Source organism: Streptomyces sp. MUSC 14, from assembly GCF_001866675.1.
Lineage (GTDB): Bacteria > Actinomycetota > Actinomycetes > Streptomycetales > Streptomycetaceae > Streptomyces.
The window spans coordinates 61,494-78,272 of sequence record NZ_MLYN01000005.1 but is presented as its reverse complement, the minus strand read 5'-3'; the positions used below and the strand labels follow the sequence as shown (position 1 = coordinate 78,272).

Below are 16,779 nucleotides of genomic sequence, written 5' to 3'. Positions count from 1 at the left end.
GCTCGTGCCCTCGGCGCGGGCGGGACACGTTCCCCCGGTCCCGCCCGCGCCCTATCTCCCTCGCCCCGTCACCGGCGGGTCCGTCACCAGTGGACGACGACCGTGTCGCCCACCCGCACCTCCCCGAACAGCTGCCGGATCGCCACCTCGTCGCGGACGTTCACGCAGCCGTGCGAGCCGCCCGCGTAACCGCGCGCCGCGAAGTCGTAGGAGTAGTGCACCGCCTGCCCGCCGCTGAAGAACATCGCGTACGGCATCGGCGAGTGGTAGAGCGTGGAGACCCAGGTCCGCGCCTTCCAGTAGACGTGGAAGACGCCCTCGCGGGTCGGTGAGTACTGCGCGCCGAAGCGCACCGACATGACCGACACCGTCCGCCCGTCGACCATCCAGCGCAGCGTCCGCGTGGTCTTGTCGATGCACAGCACGCGCCCGGTCAGGCAGCGCGGGTCGGGCGGGCCGGCCGGCTGACCGCCCATCAGGTACAGCTCCCACTGGCCGGGCGGGTGCGTCATCGCCACCAGCCGCTGCCAGGTGACGGCGTCCGTCCGCCCGGTCCGGGGCAGCCCGCGCCTGCCCTGGAACCCCTCGACGGCGCGCTCGGTCAGATCGTCGTACGACCCCGTCGGCCCGTCGAACAGCCAGTCCAGCTGGCGCAGCCGGGCCTGGAGTTCCCGCACGCCGGGCCCGCTGTCGCCCGGTGACCACAGCGCCGGGGACGCCGGTACGGCACTCGGGGCCGGGACCGTCCGGGTGGTGCGGGGAGTGCCGCCCGACGGCAGCCCCACGCGCACCGGCGGGACGGGTTTGCCGTCGGCGCCGGTCACCGGCTGCACGGTGCAGCCGACGAGGGCGGTGAGAGCGGCGAGAGCGGCGAGAGCGGCGGAGGAGACGCGTACGGCGGCGAGCGGGCCGCTGATGCCCCTGATCCTCATGCCGGGGATGCTTCCCCGCGTGACCGCCGCCGAACTACGGGGCATGGTGAGAGGGGACAAGGGGACAAAACGTACGGCGGGCGGAGGCGTTCATGGCAGGCGGGCCGGAGGCACGCGAGTCGGAGTCGGGGCTGCCCGTCGAGCCGGTCTACGGACCGGCCGACCTCGCCGGCTGGGACCCGGCGCGGCAGCTGGGCGAACCGGGCGGGTACCCGTTCACGCGCGGGGTCTATCCGAGCATGTACACCGGCCGCCCCTGGACGATGCGCCAGTACGCCGGCTTCGGCACGGCTGCCGAGTCCAACGCCCGCTACCGGCAGCTGATCGCGCACGGCACCACCGGCCTGTCCGTCGCCTTCGACCTGCCCACCCAGATGGGCCACGACTCCGACGCGCCCCTCGCGCACGGCGAGGTGGGCAAGGTCGGCGTGGCCGTCGACTCGGTCGAGGACATGCGGGTGCTGTTCGACGGCATCCCGCTGGACCAGGTCTCCACGTCGATGACGATCAACGCTCCGGCGGCCCTGCTGCTGCTCCTGTACCAGCTGGTGGCGGAGGAGCAGGGCGTCCCGGCCGGCCGGCTGACCGGCACGATCCAGAACGACGTGCTGAAGGAGTACATCGCGCGCGGGACGTACATCTTCCCGCCGAAGCCGTCCCTGCGGCTGACGGCCGACATCTTCAAGTACTGCGCCGCCGAGGTCCCCCGCTGGAACACGATCTCGATCTCCGGCTACCACATGGCCGAGGCGGGCGCCTCGCCCGTGCAGGAGATCGCGTTCACGCTCGCCGACGGCATCGAGTACGTCCGTACGGCGGTGGCGGCGGGCATGGACGTGGACGCGTTCGCACCCCGGCTGTCCTTCTTCTTCGTGGCCCGTACGACGCTGCTGGAGGAGATCGCCAAGTTCCGTGCCGCGCGCAGGATCTGGGCGCGGGTGATGAAGGACGAGTTCGGCGCGCGCGACCCCAGGTCGCTGATGCTGCGCTTCCACACCCAGACCGCCGGGGTCCAGCTGACCGCGCAGCAGCCGGAGGTGAACCTCGTCCGGGTCGCCGTCCAGGCCCTCGGCGCGGTGCTCGGCGGGACTCAGTCGCTGCACACCAACTCCTTCGACGAGGCGATCGCGCTGCCGACGGACAAGAGCGCCCGGCTGGCGCTGCGCACCCAGCAGGTGCTGGCGTACGAGACGGACGTGACAGCGACGGTGGATCCGTTCGCGGGGTCGTACGCGGTGGAGCGGATGACGGACGACGTCGAGGCGGCGGCCGTCGATCTGATGCGCAGGGTCGAGGACCTGGGCGGGGCGGTCGCGGCGATCGAGCACGGCTTCCAGAAGGCCGAGATCGAGCGGAACGCGTACCGCATCGCCCAGGAGACCGACTCCGGCGAGCGGGTCGTCGTGGGCGTCAACCGCTTCCGGCTGGACGAGGAGGAGCCGTACGCGCCGCTGCGGGTGGACCCGGCGATCGAGGCCCGGCAGGCGGAGCGGCTGGAGCGGCTGCGGGCGCGGCGCGACCGGGGGGCGGTGGGTACCGCACTGGACGCGTTGCGGAAGGCGGCCGGGGGCGAGGACAACGTGCTGTATCCCATGCGGGAGGCGCTGCGGGCCCGGGCGACGGTCGGGGAGGTGTGTGGCGCGCTGCGGGAGGTGTGGGGGAGGTACGAACCTGGCGAGCCCTTCTGAGCTGGGCGGATACTTCGGTTGGGTGATCATGGGCGGAATCCCTCCGTTCCCGGTTACTCTCGTGGAGAGTGCTCCCGAAAGGAGGTTGCCGTGGCTGTGATAGAGCGCGAGATGACGATTGCCGAAGCTGCCGACCGTGTCTCCAGCTGGCTCCCCGGACACCGCGTTGAGATCCTCCGAGGGAGCCTTATTGTGTCGCCGCCGCCGGATGAACCGCACCAGGGGACCGTGTTCGAGGTCGGTTGTGAGATCCAGCAGGCCGGGGCGAAGAAAGCCGGCCTCAAGATCCGTCCCGGTATCGGTCTGTGGCTGCCGACCGGCCCAGCGGACTACGCGATCCCGGACCTGTCTGTGGTCGACGCCGACATCGCAGACGCGCTCGTCCGGAACAACTGCTACGCGCCACATGTCTTCCGCATGGTGCTGGAAGTGACCTCTTCCAATTGGTCCGATGACACGGCCCTCAAGGTCGAGCTCTACGCCGAGGCCGGGATCCCCGTGTACATGGTGGCCGATCGCCGACACGAGGAAGTCGTGCTCTACCAGAACCCCAAGGACGGCAAGTACCCCGTCCCTACGCGCTACAAGCGAGGCGAGTCGGTCCCCCTCCCCGACTCCGTCGGCGTCACCCTCGACCTCTCCGTCGACACCCTCCTCGACGGCGACGACTGACCACCAGCCGGGTCAGATACCGACCTTGGCCAGGTAGGCCTCGGCTCCGTCCGAGGAGTTACCCGCCCAGCCCACATAGCCGTCCGGGCGGACCAGGAAGACACCCGGGCCGTACGACTCCGGGGCCGCCGGCAGCGAGCGCACCCCGGGGACCGTGCCGTCGGGAGCGCCCAGCAGCGTCCAGTGCGGCCCCCGGAACGCGTCGAAGAGGCGTACGCCGTCCACCGTGCCGTCGGGCGCGCGGTCACCGGCCCGCACTCCGGCCGGGTTCGTGCGGGTCTCCTCCGTGAGGCCCGACTCCCGGTAGCCCAGGTCGAGTTGGACCGTCGCGGGGCCGCGGCGCACCTCGCCCCGGTGCACCCCGGTCGACAGGTCCAGCATGGCCGCCGCGTTCGCCCGGCGCTCCTCCTCGTAGGTGTCGAGAAGGGCGTCGGGGGCGCCGTCCCGCAGGACCGCGCCCAGTTTCCAGCCCAGGTTGTAGGCGTCCTGGACGCTGGTGTTCAGGCCCTGGCCGCCCGCGGGGGAGTGGACGTGGGCCGCGTCGCCCGCGAGCAGGATCCGGCCCACCCGGAAGCGGTCCGCCAGGGCGGCGCGCGGGCGGAAGTCGGACGCCCAGCGCAGCGCCGTCACGTCGGCGCGGTTCAGGTGCGTGCACGCGGCGACCAGCGTGCGGATGCCGTCCAGGGACAGGTCGGGGGCGGTGCCCTCGGGGAGGCGGGCCTGGAGCTGGAAGTCGTCCGTGCCGGCCAGCGGGCACAGAACCACGACCGTGCCGTCGTCCTTCGGGAACGTGTGCCAGTACACACGGTCCAGGCCCCGCAGCCGGACGTCCGCCACCATGAACGGCGCCGGGTCCACGCTCTCGCCGGCCATGCCGATTTCCAGTGCCCGCCGGATCGCCGAGCGTCCGCCGTCGGCCGCGACGACGTACCGCGCGCGCAGCGCCGTACCGTCGGCGAACTCCACGGTCGCCCCGTCCGCGTCCTGCCCGACGCCCGTCACCTCGCACCCGAAGGCGACCCGGCCGCCCAGCTCCAGCAGCCGCGCGTACAGCACCTCCTGCGTGCGCCACTGCGCGACCATCAGCGGCTCGGTGTACGGCGCGCCCTCGTCCGCCGCGACCGTGTCGAACATCGGCTCCCCGCCGACGCGCTCGCCGTCCTTCCAGATCATCCGTTCCGGGTACGGACCGCCCGCCGCGCGGATCGCGGCCAGTACGCCCAGGTCGTCGAAGACCTCCTGGGTGCGGGGCTGGATCCCCTTGCCGCGCGAGCCGGGGAACAGGCCGTCGGCCCGCTCCAGCACGAGCGCCTCCACCCCGCGCCGGGCCAGGTCGATGCCGAGGGCGAGACCGGTCGGCCCCGCGCCCACGATCAGAACGTCCATCGCGATACTCCTCCATCTCCTTAACGGCGTTAACCTCCGTTGCCCGGGAGCGTGCCCTTAACGCTGTTAAGCTGTCAAGTGTGAGCCCCGAGAAACGCGCCCCCCGAGCCCCCCTGGACCGCCGCCGCGTCGCCGACACCGCGCTGCGGCTGCTGAACGAGACGGGACTGGACGGCCTGACCCTGCGCGCCATCGCCAACGAGCTGGACGTCAAGGCGCCCGCCCTGTACTGGCACTTCAAGGACAAGCAGGCGCTGCTGGACGAGATGGCGACGGAGATGTACCGGCGGATGGCCGCCACCGCGCCGCTCGATCCGGGCGACAGCTGGCAGGAGCGGCTGCTGAAGACGGGCCGGGGGCTGCGCGGCGCGCTGCTCGGCTACCGCGACGGCGCCAAGGTCTACAGCGGATCACGCTTCACGGGCACCGAGCACGCCCCCGCCCTGGAGGCGAACCTGCGGCTGCTGACCGACGCCGGGTTCACCCTCGCCCAGGCGGTCGACGCGGGCCGGACGACGAACGCGTACACGATCGGCTTCGTCACCGAGGAACAGGGTGTACGGCCCCTGCCGGACGAGCGCCGGGAGGGGTACGACGTCGCGGAACGGGCCCGGCGGCTCGCCGACTTCCCGCTCGCGGCGGCGGCCGGTGAACTGCTCTTCGACGACTACGACCGCCAGTTCGAGGAAGGACTGGCGGTCGTCGTCGCGGGGATCGGCGCGCGGTACGGAATCGGCTGACCCGGGGGTCAACTCGCCTGAATCCGCGCCGTCTTGAGGGCCCGCTTCAGCCGGGGCCCGAACGGCTTCTCCACGAACCGGTGGATCAGCCAGGCCAGCACCAGCATGCCCAGCACGGTCACCACGAGCGTCGGCCACGGTCCGAGGCCCAGACCCCGGTGCAGCACCCGGATGACGAACCAGCCCAGGTGCTCGTGGACCAGGTAGAACGGGTACGTCAGCGCGCCCGCCGTCACCAGCCAGCGCCCCCTGGCCCAGCTCGCCCAGCCGAGCGCCACGACGGCGACGGCCGCGAAGGCGACGGTGACGATCAGGATGACGACGTACGGGTCACGGTGCGGGTGGTGGCCCCACAGGCCGACGGTGGCCTCCCGCTGGGCGAGCAGCCAGGACATCGCGACGATGCCCCACGAGAGCAGGTCGCTGCCGAAGCGGTGGATCAGGTACAGCGCCAGGCCGCCGATGAAGAAGGGGGCGTACTCGGGCATGACCACCTGGTTCAGCAGCTCGCTCTTCGAGCTGTGGCACAGCACCGCCGCCAGCGTCCACACGCAGGCGAACAGCACCACCCGGCGCCGGGTCACCCCGCGCACCACGACGAGCAGCGCGAACAGCACGTAGAAGCGCAGTTCGACCCAGAGCGTCCAGCACACGCCGAGGACCCGCTTCGCACCCATCGGCTGCTGGAGCATCGTCAGGTTGACCAGGAACTCGTCCAGCCGGACCGCGTGGACGACCACCGGCATGGCCAGGGACGCCCCGGTGACCAGGAACAGCGCCACCCAGTAGGCCGGGTACAGGCGCGAGACGCGGGAGCGGAAGAAGTCGCCGAGCGTGCGGCCCCAGCTGCTCATGCAGATCACGAAGCCGCTGATGACGAAGAAGAACTGCACCCCGAAGTTGCCGTAGACGGCCGCCCGGGACAGGGTCGGGAAGAGGTGCGCCGGGCTGCCGTGCCAGGACGCGGAGACCGTGCCGCCGCGTCCGGTGTAGTGGTAGAGGCAGACCATCAGAGCGGCCACGAGCCGCAGCCCGTCCAGGGCCATGAGGCGGCTCGCGCGCCCGCCCGCGGTGGTGGGCGGGGCGGCGGCCGGGCGGGGTATCAACGGGCCGGGCGCGGCGGCGAGGCCGGGGGGTGACGGTGACGCTGCCATGGAGGTCGAGTCCTTCCTGGATGGTCTTCACGGTTGTGCCGTCGCCGGGCCCGGCCGCTCACGCGCCGCTGCCGCGCGGCCCGGTTCAGTTGCGTGCGCCCCGGCGCAGGCTGCGGGCCTTGCGGGCGACCCGGCGGACCGTGGCGTTGCGGGGGATGAACGCCAGCTGGGCCGGCACCCCGCCGGGGAGGGCCAGGGAGGTCAGGCGCCGGCGCTTGAAGTAGCGCAGGGTCCGCGGGTTCTGGTGCCGCGCCAGCCAGGCCTCGACCTCGGAGCGCAGCCGCGGCAGGATCTTCGGCTGCATCGCGAAGCCCACCGCCCGCACCAGCGCGCCGAGTTCCTCCACGTCCATGCCCCGGCGCTGCTCCTCGACGGCCGCCCGGTCGCCCAGTTCGGGCAGCAGCGCGTCGACGATGGTGACCGGGATCCGGTTGCTGTTCTCGTACGGCGTGACCTGCTCCAGCAGCACCTCGGTGCCGATCCGGGCGACGGGCAGACCGTAGAGCGCCTGGGCCGTGAGCAGGGCGGTGGAGAAGCAGCCGACGACCAGCGCGGGACGCATCCGCTGGTACAGCACCTCGGCGAGGACCGGGGTGTCGAGCACGGTCAGCTCGACCTTCAGCTTCTCCGCCTCCCGCTCCAGCGAGCGCGTGAAGCTCGCCGGCGCGGACGGGTGCGGCTTGAACACCACCTTGCTGTGCCCGAGCGCGGCCGCGCCCCGCAGCATCCGCACGTGCAGCTGGTCCTCCTGCTCGGCGGTGAGGAGCTCCAGCGCCGAGAGGTACTGGCCGAGCAGCAGCGCCGGCTCCTCGACGTCCGGCAGCGCCGCGTCCCCGGAGTCCGCGGGCCCGAGGCCGGCGAGCACCTTCGTGAAGGCGGCCGTCGGCACGATCTCGCCCTCGACGCCGAACTCGGTGAGCAGCAGCGGCTTCAGGCCGGGCACGAGGTCCAGGTGCAGCACCCGGTCCACCCGGGTGCCGACCAGCGGGTCGATCTTGTTGCGGGTGGGGCCGTAGCTCATCAGGCCGTCGGCGTAGACCGTCACGGGGGCGCCGGTGAAGATCTGGCCGAGCGCCAGCGACGGGTTGACCTGGATCGACTCGACGGCCAGCTCGACGTCGTCCTCGCCCAGTCGCCACTCGTGGCGCAGGAAGCGTTCCCACAGCGGCATGTCGTCCACCCGCGGGGCCCAGCCGCCCGGGTGGAACGGGAAGATCGTCTCGTTGTACGAGATCACCTCGTCGAAGCGGTCGCGCAGCTTCTCGAAGCCGGGCGCCTCGTCGAGGGCGGGCGTCGTCTCCGGGGTGGTGGAGTTGTTGCAGACCAGCAGGATCCGCCGGTCGGCCGGTCCGAAGCAGCCGGAGTCCAGGGCGGCGGCGAGCGTGGCCGTGCCGTACAGCGTCGACGCCTGGAAGATCTGGGTCGTCACGCGGCGGCCCCCGCGGGAGCGGGACGGCGGCGCAGCCGGCGCAGCTTGGAGGCACGCTGGAGGTCCATGGAGTCCAGCGCCTCGTCCAGCACGCCCTGCGGCATGCGCCGCAGGGCCGCGGCACTCATGGATTTCAGCTTTTTCGCCACCGCGGGCTCGAACCTTTCGATGGTTCCCAGATGATGGGAAATGATGGCGCAATAGGTGCGCACGGCCTTCGGCAGCAGTTCGTCCGCCTGCGGATCCTCGGCGGTTTCCGCGACGACCTCGTCGAACGCACGAATGAAATCCAGCTGCCGGACATCACCGATCTGGGTGAGCGACGAGGCGACCCCGCGCCGGTAGAACACACCGAGCATGCTCACCGCGGCGAAGGATTCCGCCTCCCGGTGCAGCTTCCAGATCCACGGCCGGTCCTCGGCCGTGCGCAGCCCGTCCGTGAAGTGCAGCAGGCCCTTGTCCACGAGCCGCCGGTGGTAGATGCCGGCCCACGCGTACGCGTAGTCGACGGACGTCGAGCGGTCGGCGGGCAGGATCGCCTCGCGCGGGCTCATCACCACGCCGCGCCGGCCGACCGGCACCCGGTGCACCTGGCGCGAGCGCGCGGTGCACTGCACATGGTCGGTACGGATGAAGTCGCAGCCCAACTCGTCTATGGCAGCGACGAGTTGGGGGAAGTAGCCGGGGGCGAGCCAGTCGTCGCCGTCCAGGAACGTCAGGTACTCACCACGCGCCCGGTCGATCCCGGTGTTGCGCGCGGTCGCCAGCCCCCCGTTCTGTTCGTGCCGGACATGGACCGCCCCGGGCAGCTCGCGCTCCGCGCGCGCGAGAATGTCCGGTGTCCCGTCGCGGGAACAGTCGTCGACGAGAATGAACTCAAAGTCGTCCCGAGCATTCGCCTTGAGACTCCTGAGGGTGTCGGGCGCGTATTGCTGCACGTTGTAGAACGGCACGATGACGGAGAGCTTGACCACGTCAGGGACGTTAGGGGGAAGCCCGTGATTCGTCTTGACGTCTTGCTTGATGCTGAGTGAACGACACGTGGCGAAGCTGTGAACCGGGCTTTTTCCGGGCGGGTTGACGGCCCGATTCTCCATTCGGCGATGTGCTGTTAACCGTTTGTTGCATTCAGGTTGGGCCGGACAACGGAATCGCTTCCTAGCGTCTTCGGCGTGCCAGCAAGTGCTACGAAGTCCCTGCGGGTCGCCGTCCTCGCCGATTCCGACACCCGGTGGAAGTGGGGGGCGCTCACCGCGCAGCGCCTCGCCCCCACCGGCTCCGAGATCCGGCTCGACGGCTACCTCCTGCGGGGGCGCGCCACCCCTACGGCCCGTCAGTTGAGCGAAGTGGGCGTCCGGGCGGACTCGCTCCGCGAGGTCACCGGCGTCGAGTTCCTGCGCGCCATGGCCGACCCGACGACCGAGGAGCCCTACGACCTCCTCGTCCTCGCGCTGGTCGGCGGCGGCGTCCAGGCCATGCTGCACGGACTGCGGCATGCCTGGGGCTCGGGCGCGCGCCCGGTGGTCGTCACCGGCTACGTCGGTGTCGTCTACGAGAAGCTCGCCGACGGCCTGCTGCTGCGGCACGGCGCCGACCTCGTCCTCGCCAACTCCCGGCACGACGCGGACCGGTTCCGGGCCGTGTACGAGGGCGTGGGCGCGGCCGCCTCCGCGGTCACCGAGGTCGCGCTGCCCTTCCTCGGCGGGGCGCCGTACACCGGTGAACACGAGCCGTACACCGTCGTTTTCGCGGCCCAGCCGTCCGTCCCGGACAGCCGCAAGGACCGTACGTACCTGCTGAACCGGCTCATCGGGCACGCCCGCCGGCACCCCGAGCGCGAGGTGCTGCTCAAGCTGCGCTCCAAGCCCGGCGAACACACCACCCACATCGAGGAGCTGCCGTACCAGAAGCTGGTCCAGGGCACGGACGTGCCCGCCAACTTCCGGCTGGTGTACGGCCACATGGGCGAGGTGCTGGACCGCACCGACCTGCTGGTCACCGTCAGCTCCACGGCCGCCCTGGAGGCCCTGCACCGCCGTATCCCCACGGTCGTCCTCACCGACCTGGGCGTGCGCGAGGTGCTCGGCAACCACCACTTCACCGGCTCGGGGTGCCTCGCCTCCTGGGACCAGCTCGACGCCGGGCACCGGCCGGCGGCGGACGAGGAGTGGGTGGCCCGGCAGGGTGTGGCCGCCGAAGGCTCGTACGAGACGGCCTTCGACACCGCGCGCGAGCGCATCGCCGGCCTGCTGGAGCGGCCCGGCGGGCTGCCCCCGCTGAACCCCTACTACACACCCGAGACGGCGCCCGGATACCTGCCCGGCATCCTCGCCCGCCACCATCTCGGCCCCGACGGCGCCCCGCTGCCCGGCGCGCCGGCCGCCGACAAGGAACCCGGCCCGGTCCGCCGGATCGTGCGCCGCGCCGCGCGCGGGGCCTACCGCCACGGCGTGCAGCGCGTGGCCCCCGTGATCCGGCGGATGGGGGAGCTGTGACCTTCCAAGGAGACTCCATGTCCAACCCCGAGGCGGGACCGGGTGCGACGCTGCGCCGGGTGCTCGCGGTGATCCCCGCGCGCGGCGGCTCCAAGGGCGTGCCCGCCAAGAACCTGGCCCCCGTCGGGGGTGTGCCGCTGGTGGCGCGCGCGGTGCGCGAGTGCCGGGCGACCCGGTTGGTGACCGACGTCGTCGTGTCCACCGACGACCAGGCCATCGCGGCCGCCGCCCGGCAGGCCGGTGCCGAGGTCGTGCTGCGGCCCGCCGCCATCGCGGGGGACACGGCCACCTCCGAGGCCGCCGTCCTGCACGCCATGGACGCCCACGAGGCGCTGCACGGCGCGGCGGTCGACGCGGTCCTGCTCGTGCAGTGCACCAGCCCGTTCATCGTCCGTGAGGACATCGACGGGGTGGCCGGCGCGGTCGTGGAGAACGGCGCGGACACCGCCGTCACGGTGGCTCCCTTCCACGGCTTCGTCTGGCGCGAGGCCGACGCGGAGGCCGAGGGCGGGGTGGGCGTCAACCACGACAAGTCCTTCCGCCCCCGCCGCCAGGACCGCCCCCAGGACTTCCTGGAGACCGGCGCCGCCTACGCGATGGACGCGGCCGGCTTCCGCAAGCACCAGCACCGCTTCTTCGGCCGCACGGAACTCGTCCGCACGGACCCCGCGCGCGTGCTGGAGATCGACGATCCGCACGACATGGCCCGCGCCCGCGCGCTGGCCCCCCTCTTCGACGCGGACCGGCCCGGTTCGCTGCCGGCCGCCGACGACATCGACGCGGTCGTACTCGACTTCGACGGCACCCAGACCGACGACCGGGTGCTGATCGACTCCGAAGGACGGGAGTTCGTCTCCGTGCACCGCGGCGACGGACTCGGCATCGCGGCCCTGCGCAAGAGCGGCCTGAAGATGCTGATCCTGTCCACGGAACAGAACCCTGTGGTCGCCGCCCGCGCCCGGAAGCTGAAGCTCCCGGTGCTGCACGGCATCGACCGCAAGGACCTCGCGCTGAAGCAGTGGTGCGAGGAGCAGGGCATCGCGCCGGAGCGCGTGCTCTACGTCGGCAACGACGTCAACGACCTCCCGTGCTTCGCCCTCGTCGGCTGGCCCGTGGCGGTCGCGAGCGCCCACGACGTCGTACGCGGCGCCGCACGCGCGGTCACCACCCTCCCCGGCGGTGACGGCGCCATCCGAGAGATCGCCAGCTGGATCCTCGGCCCCTCTCTCGACTCCCTCCCCAAGTAAGGACATCTCCTGCCATGAGCACCAACTCCCGTCTGCGTTCGTTCGGTTCGCGCGAGGTCGGCCCCGGCAAGCCCGTCTACATCTGCGGCGAGATCGGCATCAACCACAACGGTGAGCTGGAGAACGCCTTCAAGCTGATCGACGTGGCCGCCGAGGCCGGCTGCGACGCGGTCAAGTTCCAGAAGCGCACCCCGGAGATCTGCACCCCGCGCGACCAGTGGGACATCGAGCGCGACACCCCCTGGGGCCGGATGACCTACATCGACTACCGCCACCGCGTGGAGTTCGGCGAGGACGAGTACCGCCAGATCGACGAGTACTGCAAGGAGAAGGGCATCGCCTGGTTCGCCTCCCCGTGGGACACCGAGGCCGTCGCCTTCCTGGAGAAGTTCGACGTCCCCGCCCACAAGGTGGCCTCCGCCTCCCTCACCGACGACGAGCTGCTGAAGGCCCTGCGCGCCACCGGCCGCGCCGTCATCCTCTCCACCGGCATGTCGACCCCGAAGCAGATCCGCCACGCCGTCGAGGTCCTCGGCAGCGACAACATCCTGATGTGCCACGCCACTTCGACCTACCCGGCGAAGGCCGAGGAGCTGAACCTCCGCGTGATCAACACGCTGGAGAAGGAGTTCCCGAACGTCCCGATCGGCTACTCCGGCCACGAGACGGGCCTGCAGACCACCCTCGCGGCGGTCGCCCTCGGCGCCACCTTCGTCGAGCGCCACATCACCCTCGACCGCGCGATGTGGGGCTCCGACCAGGCCGCCTCCGTCGAGCCGCAGGGCCTGACCCGCCTCGTCCGTGACATCCGCACCATCGAGGCCTCCCTCGGCGACGGCGTCAAGAAGGTCTACGACTCCGAGCTGGGCCCGATGAAGAAGCTGCGCCGCGTCGCCGGTGTCGTCGCCGAGGCGGAGATCGCCGCGGCGGCGGGCGAGCCGGTCACGGTCTGACCTCCGGCCCCCGGCCGGTTGAGCCCCTTACGTGTCCTACGACGGGACGGTCGTACGCCGATGAGCCCCCGCGCCGGTCAGCCCGGCCATCCTCCCCGCACGCTCGCCTTCGTGGAGAGCCCGGTCCAGCTGCTGAACGTACTGGAGTGGGCACACCTGCACGGACTGCAGGGCCCGGCCCCGGACCCGCTGCCGTCCGTGCCCGCGCAGGTGCGGCGGACGATGGCCGGTGACTCCTCACCGGCCGGCGCGGAACTCACCCTCGTCGTGCTGTCGCCGACCGACCCGATGACCCGGGGCCAGCTGCGCCGCATGGCGGACCTGGCCCGGGACGAGGGGCACACGGTGCGCTGGGAGGAGGCGCGCGGCGGTACGACCGCGCCCTTCTCGACGATCGGCGGCCTGGCGGGCGCGCTCCGCCGGGCCGACCGGATCGTGATGGGAGACCCGTTCTCCCGTTACGTCCAACTGCTGCTGACGATCACCAAGGCCCGCGACCTGGTCGTGGTGGACGACGGCACGGCCACGATGGAGTTCGTGGCCCAGCTCGCCCGCGGCGAACGCCTGGTCCGCTGGCACCGCAAGGGCGGCCGGCCCGGCCCGCGCGACCTGCTCTTCGCCCCGGTCTCCGCCGCGGCCCGCCGACGGCTCACGCCGAGCGCGAAGCGCCGGGTGGAGGTCTTCTCCTCGATGCCGGTGACGGAGACGCCCGAGGGCGTGACCGTCACGGCCAACGACTTCTCGTGGACCCGCGCCCGCTTCGGCCCGCCGCGCATCACCAAGGGCGCGGACATGGTCGGCACGTCACTGGTGGAGACGGGCGTGGTGGACGCCGACCACTACGTGGAAGCGGTCCGCACCCTCTCCAAGGCCCACGGCGCGACACGCTACTTCGCCCACCGCCGCGAGAGCACGGACAAACTCCACCGCCTGGCGACCGAGACGGGCCTGGAGATCGTCCGCCCCGAACTCCCCCTCGAACTGATCGCCCGCCGCGGCCCGATCGGGCGCACGATCCTCAGCTTCCCCTCGACGGTCGTGCACACCCTGCCGCTCGCGCTGGTCGGCACGGGCGTGAAGGTGGCCGTCTTCGACATCGACCCGGCCTGGCTGACCCAGACCGCCTCCCCCCGCGCCCAGGGCTTCCTGTCGGGCGTCACGGGAACGGCCCGCGACGTGCACCGGCTGCAGGCGGTGGGGCTGGCCTAGCCGTCGCGCCGTCCGCCTGCACCGCATGCGCAACGCCGCTTCTCCGTACGGCAGTTGCCGGCCGACGGTGGGCGGCAGCCGCGCGAGGCCAGGTCCAGGGTCCACCAGGCGCCGTCGGGGCTGTCCGTCCGGCCCACGCCGGCGTCGGTGTAGCGGCAGGTGAGGAGGATGGCGCGGTGCGGCGGGCCGGCCATCCACTCGGCGACGGCCGCGTCCGCGCCGGCCGGGCCGACCTCGATGACCTCGCCGGTGGCGACGGGGCGGTAGCCGGCGGTCCGCATCCGGTCCTGCGGGGCGCTGCCGTCCGTTCCGGTGTGGGTGAGGTGGCGGTGGGCCGCCATGTCGGAGCTGTGCCCCTGGGCGGCCCGGCGCAGCGAGGCCCGCAGCCGTACGGCGGCGCACCCCGCCCCGGCACGGAGCTGGTTCAGCCCGGCCACCACGGCGTCGCCGCCGGCCGGGGACGAGGACGCCGGTCGCCCGGCCCGGGCCGGCGGTGCGCAGGACAGGAACGCCAGGAGCACGGTCAGGAGTGCCGCCGCCGGCCCTGCGGCAGCTCGTGAGAGAACGCCCATTGTCCAGCCCCCTCGCGGCAGTCTGTCACTCACGGTGATTCTGGCGTCACCGCGCACTCGCCCACCAGGCGGCGCCCGAAGCGCAAACCGCCGGTAACCGGCGCGCTCAGCCGGCCTTTCCCACCAGCACGAACGCCCGCGCCCGGCGCTCCTCCCCGGACGGCTCCCGCCGTACCGTCGCGACCAGCTCCAGCCCGGCCCCCGCCAGCAGCGCGGCGACCTGCTCCGGCGTACGCCAGTGGCAGTCGAGGTCGATCTCGTGGCCGAAGCGCTCCGTGAGGTGGAGGCGGCCGGGCTCGTCGGCGGTCTGGAAGGCGAGCAGGGCGTGACCGCCGGGGCGCAGGACGCGGTGGAACTCGGCGAAGGCGGCCGGCAGGCGCTCGTCGGGGACATGGATCGTGGAGTAGAGGGCGAGGATGCCGCCCAGCGTGGCGTCCGGAAGATCCAGGGCGGTCATCGAACCCACATGGAAGCGCAGGCCGGGATGGGTTTCGCGGGCCAGGGCCACCATGGCGGGGGAGAGGTCCACGCCGAAGACCGGGACCCCGAGGCTGTGCAGGAGCGCGGTGACCCCGCCGGGGCCGCTGCCCAGGTCGGCGACCGGGTCCGGGCCGTTCGCCGAGACCAGTTCGGCGAAGGCCGTGATCAGGGTGCGGTCCAGGGGGTGCGTGAGCCCGGTCGGGTACCGGGCCGCGTAGTCCTTGGCGATCGCGTCGTACGAGGTCCGGGTGGGATGGAGGAACGTCTCCGTCGCGTCGGTCACGCGCCCGGACCCTATCGGGTGGCGGCGCTGCTCCGGTCCGGCTCCTGGACAGGCCGAGCAGGACTGTAGTGAGGCATGGTATCCGTGGAAGGAGAAACAGTGGTTTTACCCGTCAGAGTCCGCCACCATGCGTCCGCTGGTCAGATTTTCTCCCCTAACGGGCTGAACTTTTGTTGATCGAGGGGCAGTTGACCACCCGGGCGTCCTACCCTTCAGAGGGTGAAGCAATTGATGTCCCTAGAGTCCGAGGCCGGCCTCGCGGGGGATGTGCTCCCCGGCGCGCTGAGCGAAGCCCTGCACGCCGAACTCGTCGCCTTCCGCCGCGACTTGCACATGCACCCCGAGCTGGGCAACCAGGAGTTCCGTACGACAGCCGCGATCAAGGAGCGGCTGGAGCAGGCAGGGCTGAAGCCCCGCGTGCTCGGCAAGGGAACGGGACTCGTGTGCGACATCGGGCTCACCGAGGGTGAGCGGACGGCCGTACCGATGCTCGCCCTGCGCGCGGACATCGACGCCCTGCCTATCCCGGACACCAAGGCCGACTGCCCCTACCGCTCCACCGTGCCCGACCGGGCGCACGCCTGTGGACACGACGTGCACACGACCGTCGTGCTCGGGACCGGCCTCGTCCTCGCCGAACTGCACGGCAAGGGCCTGCTGCCCCGGCCCGTGCGGCTGATCTTCCAGGCCGCCGAGGAGGTGATGCCGGGCGGTGCCATGGACGCGATCGAGGACGGCGTGCTGGCGGGCGTGAGCCGGATTCTCGCCGTGCACTGCGACCCGCGCGTCGACGCCGGGCGGGTCGGGCTGCGGCACGGGCCGATCACCAGCGCGTGCGACCGGGTGGAGATCGCGCTCGACGGCCCCGGCGGGCACACCGCCCGGCCGCATCTGACCACCGACCTCGTCACCGCCGCCGCCCGCGTCGCCGTCGACGTGCCCGCGCTGGTGGCCCGCCGGGTCGACACCCGGGTCGGGCTGGCGCTGACCTGGGGCCGGATCGAGTCGGGCCACGCGCCGAACGTCATCCCGCAGCACGCCGAGCTGTCCGGCACCGTGCGCTGCCTGGACCTGGAGGCCTGGCGGGAGGCGCCCGACATCATCCACGCGGCCATCGACGAGGTCGCGACCATGCACCGCGCCAAGTCCGAGATCACCTACGTGCGCGGGGTGCCACCGGTCGTCAACGACAAGGAGTCCGCCGAACTGCTGCGCCGGGCGATGTCCGCGCGCCGGGGCCGTGAGTCCGTGGAGTCCACCGAGCAGAGCCTCGGCGGCGAGGACTTCTCCTGGTACCTGGAGCACGTCCCGGGCGCCATGGCCCGGCTCGGCGTCCGGCGCCCCGGCGAACGCACGGTCCGCGACCTGCACCAGGGCGATTTCGACGCCGACGAGCACGCGATCACGGTCGGCGTGGAGATGTTCACGGCAGCGGCCTTCCTGGACGCGAACGGCACCGAGGCCTGAGTCCTGGGCAGAGGGGGAATGAGTGAGAAGGGGTCTCTTCGGCGCCCCTTCTTACGTGTTCTTACTTATTCG

Annotated in this window: 15 protein-coding genes; 8 read left to right on the top strand and 7 right to left on the bottom strand. The window is 72.1% G+C overall.

Annotation, left to right across the window (positions count from 1 at the left end; translation table 11 throughout):
- Window positions 1-83: 83 nt before the first annotated feature.
- Window positions 84-932, bottom strand: a complete 849-nt coding sequence (locus tag BIV25_RS00370; RefSeq protein WP_071370025.1) for a L,D-transpeptidase family protein — start codon at window positions 930-932, stop codon at window positions 84-86.
- A 92-nt stretch (window positions 933-1,024) separates the two neighbouring features.
- Between BIV25_RS00370 and BIV25_RS00365 the strand changes: the two genes are divergently transcribed.
- Together BIV25_RS00365 and BIV25_RS00360 are read left to right on the top strand one after the other, a co-directional pair.
- Window positions 1,025-2,620 carry a methylmalonyl-CoA mutase gene (locus BIV25_RS00365; RefSeq protein WP_071370024.1) on the top strand — a complete coding sequence of 532 codons (1,596 nt, stop codon included), beginning with the start codon at window positions 1,025-1,027 and terminating at the stop codon, window positions 2,618-2,620.
- A 90-nt stretch (window positions 2,621-2,710) separates the two neighbouring features.
- Window positions 2,711-3,292: a Uma2 family endonuclease gene (locus tag BIV25_RS00360; protein ID WP_177235109.1), complete on the top strand. Its 582-nt coding sequence runs from the start codon at window positions 2,711-2,713 to the stop codon at window positions 3,290-3,292.
- Window positions 3,293-3,304: 12 nt separating this feature from the next.
- Here BIV25_RS00360 and BIV25_RS00355 read toward each other — a convergent pair whose 3' ends face one another.
- Window positions 3,305-4,684, bottom strand: a complete 1,380-nt coding sequence (locus BIV25_RS00355; protein ID WP_177235112.1) for an FAD-dependent monooxygenase — start codon at window positions 4,682-4,684, stop codon at window positions 3,305-3,307.
- Window positions 4,685-4,758: 74 nt separating this feature from the next.
- On the opposite strand from BIV25_RS00355, the gene BIV25_RS00350 reads away from it, so the two are divergent.
- Window positions 4,759-5,418, top strand: coding sequence for a TetR/AcrR family transcriptional regulator C-terminal domain-containing protein (locus tag BIV25_RS00350; RefSeq protein ID WP_071370022.1), 660 nt, complete (start codon window positions 4,759-4,761; stop codon window positions 5,416-5,418).
- A gap of 8 nt (window positions 5,419-5,426) precedes the next feature.
- Here the strand turns inward: BIV25_RS00350 and BIV25_RS00345 are convergent, their stop codons facing one another.
- From BIV25_RS00345 to BIV25_RS00335, 3 genes are all read right to left on the bottom strand, one after another.
- A complete protein-coding gene (locus BIV25_RS00345; RefSeq protein WP_177235108.1) occupies window positions 5,427-6,572 on the bottom strand; it encodes an acyltransferase in 1,146 nt (381 codons plus the stop codon).
- Window positions 6,573-6,657: 85 nt separating this feature from the next.
- Window positions 6,658-8,001 (bottom strand): polysialyltransferase family glycosyltransferase, encoded by a 1,344-nt coding sequence (locus tag BIV25_RS00340; protein WP_071370021.1) that lies wholly within the window; start codon window positions 7,999-8,001, stop codon window positions 6,658-6,660.
- Entirely contained in the window at window positions 7,998-8,975 is a 978-nt protein-coding gene (locus BIV25_RS00335; RefSeq protein WP_071370020.1) for a glycosyltransferase family 2 protein, read from the bottom strand. Before BIV25_RS00335 ends, BIV25_RS00340 begins: the two co-directional genes overlap by 4 nt.
- A gap of 198 nt (window positions 8,976-9,173) precedes the next feature.
- Between BIV25_RS00335 and BIV25_RS00330 the strand changes: the two genes are divergently transcribed.
- From BIV25_RS00330 to BIV25_RS00315, 4 genes are read left to right on the top strand one after another with little or no spacing between them, the layout of a single operon-like run.
- Window positions 9,174-10,496, top strand: a complete 1,323-nt coding sequence (locus tag BIV25_RS00330; RefSeq protein ID WP_071370019.1) for a DUF6716 putative glycosyltransferase — start codon at window positions 9,174-9,176, stop codon at window positions 10,494-10,496.
- Between the two features lie 17 nt (window positions 10,497-10,513).
- A complete protein-coding gene (locus tag BIV25_RS00325; protein ID WP_071370018.1) occupies window positions 10,514-11,743 on the top strand; it encodes an N-acylneuraminate cytidylyltransferase in 1,230 nt (409 codons plus the stop codon).
- 14 nt (window positions 11,744-11,757) lie between these two features.
- Complete coding sequence (locus BIV25_RS00320) at window positions 11,758-12,696, top strand: N-acetylneuraminate synthase family protein (protein ID WP_071370017.1); 939 nt, start codon at window positions 11,758-11,760, stop codon at window positions 12,694-12,696.
- Window positions 12,697-12,756: 60 nt separating this feature from the next.
- Window positions 12,757-13,905: a hypothetical protein gene (locus BIV25_RS00315; RefSeq protein ID WP_071370016.1), complete on the top strand. Its 1,149-nt coding sequence runs from the start codon at window positions 12,757-12,759 to the stop codon at window positions 13,903-13,905.
- Here BIV25_RS00315 and BIV25_RS00310 read toward each other — a convergent pair.
- Together BIV25_RS00310 and BIV25_RS00305 are read right to left on the bottom strand one after the other, a co-directional pair.
- Window positions 13,902-14,477: a CAP domain-containing protein gene (locus BIV25_RS00310; protein WP_079176342.1), complete on the bottom strand. Its 576-nt coding sequence runs from the start codon at window positions 14,475-14,477 to the stop codon at window positions 13,902-13,904. The two genes, BIV25_RS00315 and BIV25_RS00310, sit on opposite strands and share 4 nt — an antisense overlap.
- Before the next feature lie 106 nt (window positions 14,478-14,583).
- The gene (locus BIV25_RS00305; RefSeq protein ID WP_071370014.1) at window positions 14,584-15,240 is read right to left on the bottom strand and encodes a class I SAM-dependent methyltransferase; all 657 of its coding nucleotides are present in this window, start codon (window positions 15,238-15,240) and stop codon (window positions 14,584-14,586) included.
- Between the two features lie 231 nt (window positions 15,241-15,471).
- Here BIV25_RS00305 and BIV25_RS00300 point away from each other — a divergent pair, with 231 nt between their 5' ends.
- Window positions 15,472-16,707, top strand: a complete 1,236-nt coding sequence (locus tag BIV25_RS00300) for an amidohydrolase (RefSeq protein ID WP_071370013.1) — start codon at window positions 15,472-15,474, stop codon at window positions 16,705-16,707.
- Window positions 16,708-16,779 lie beyond the last annotated feature (72 nt).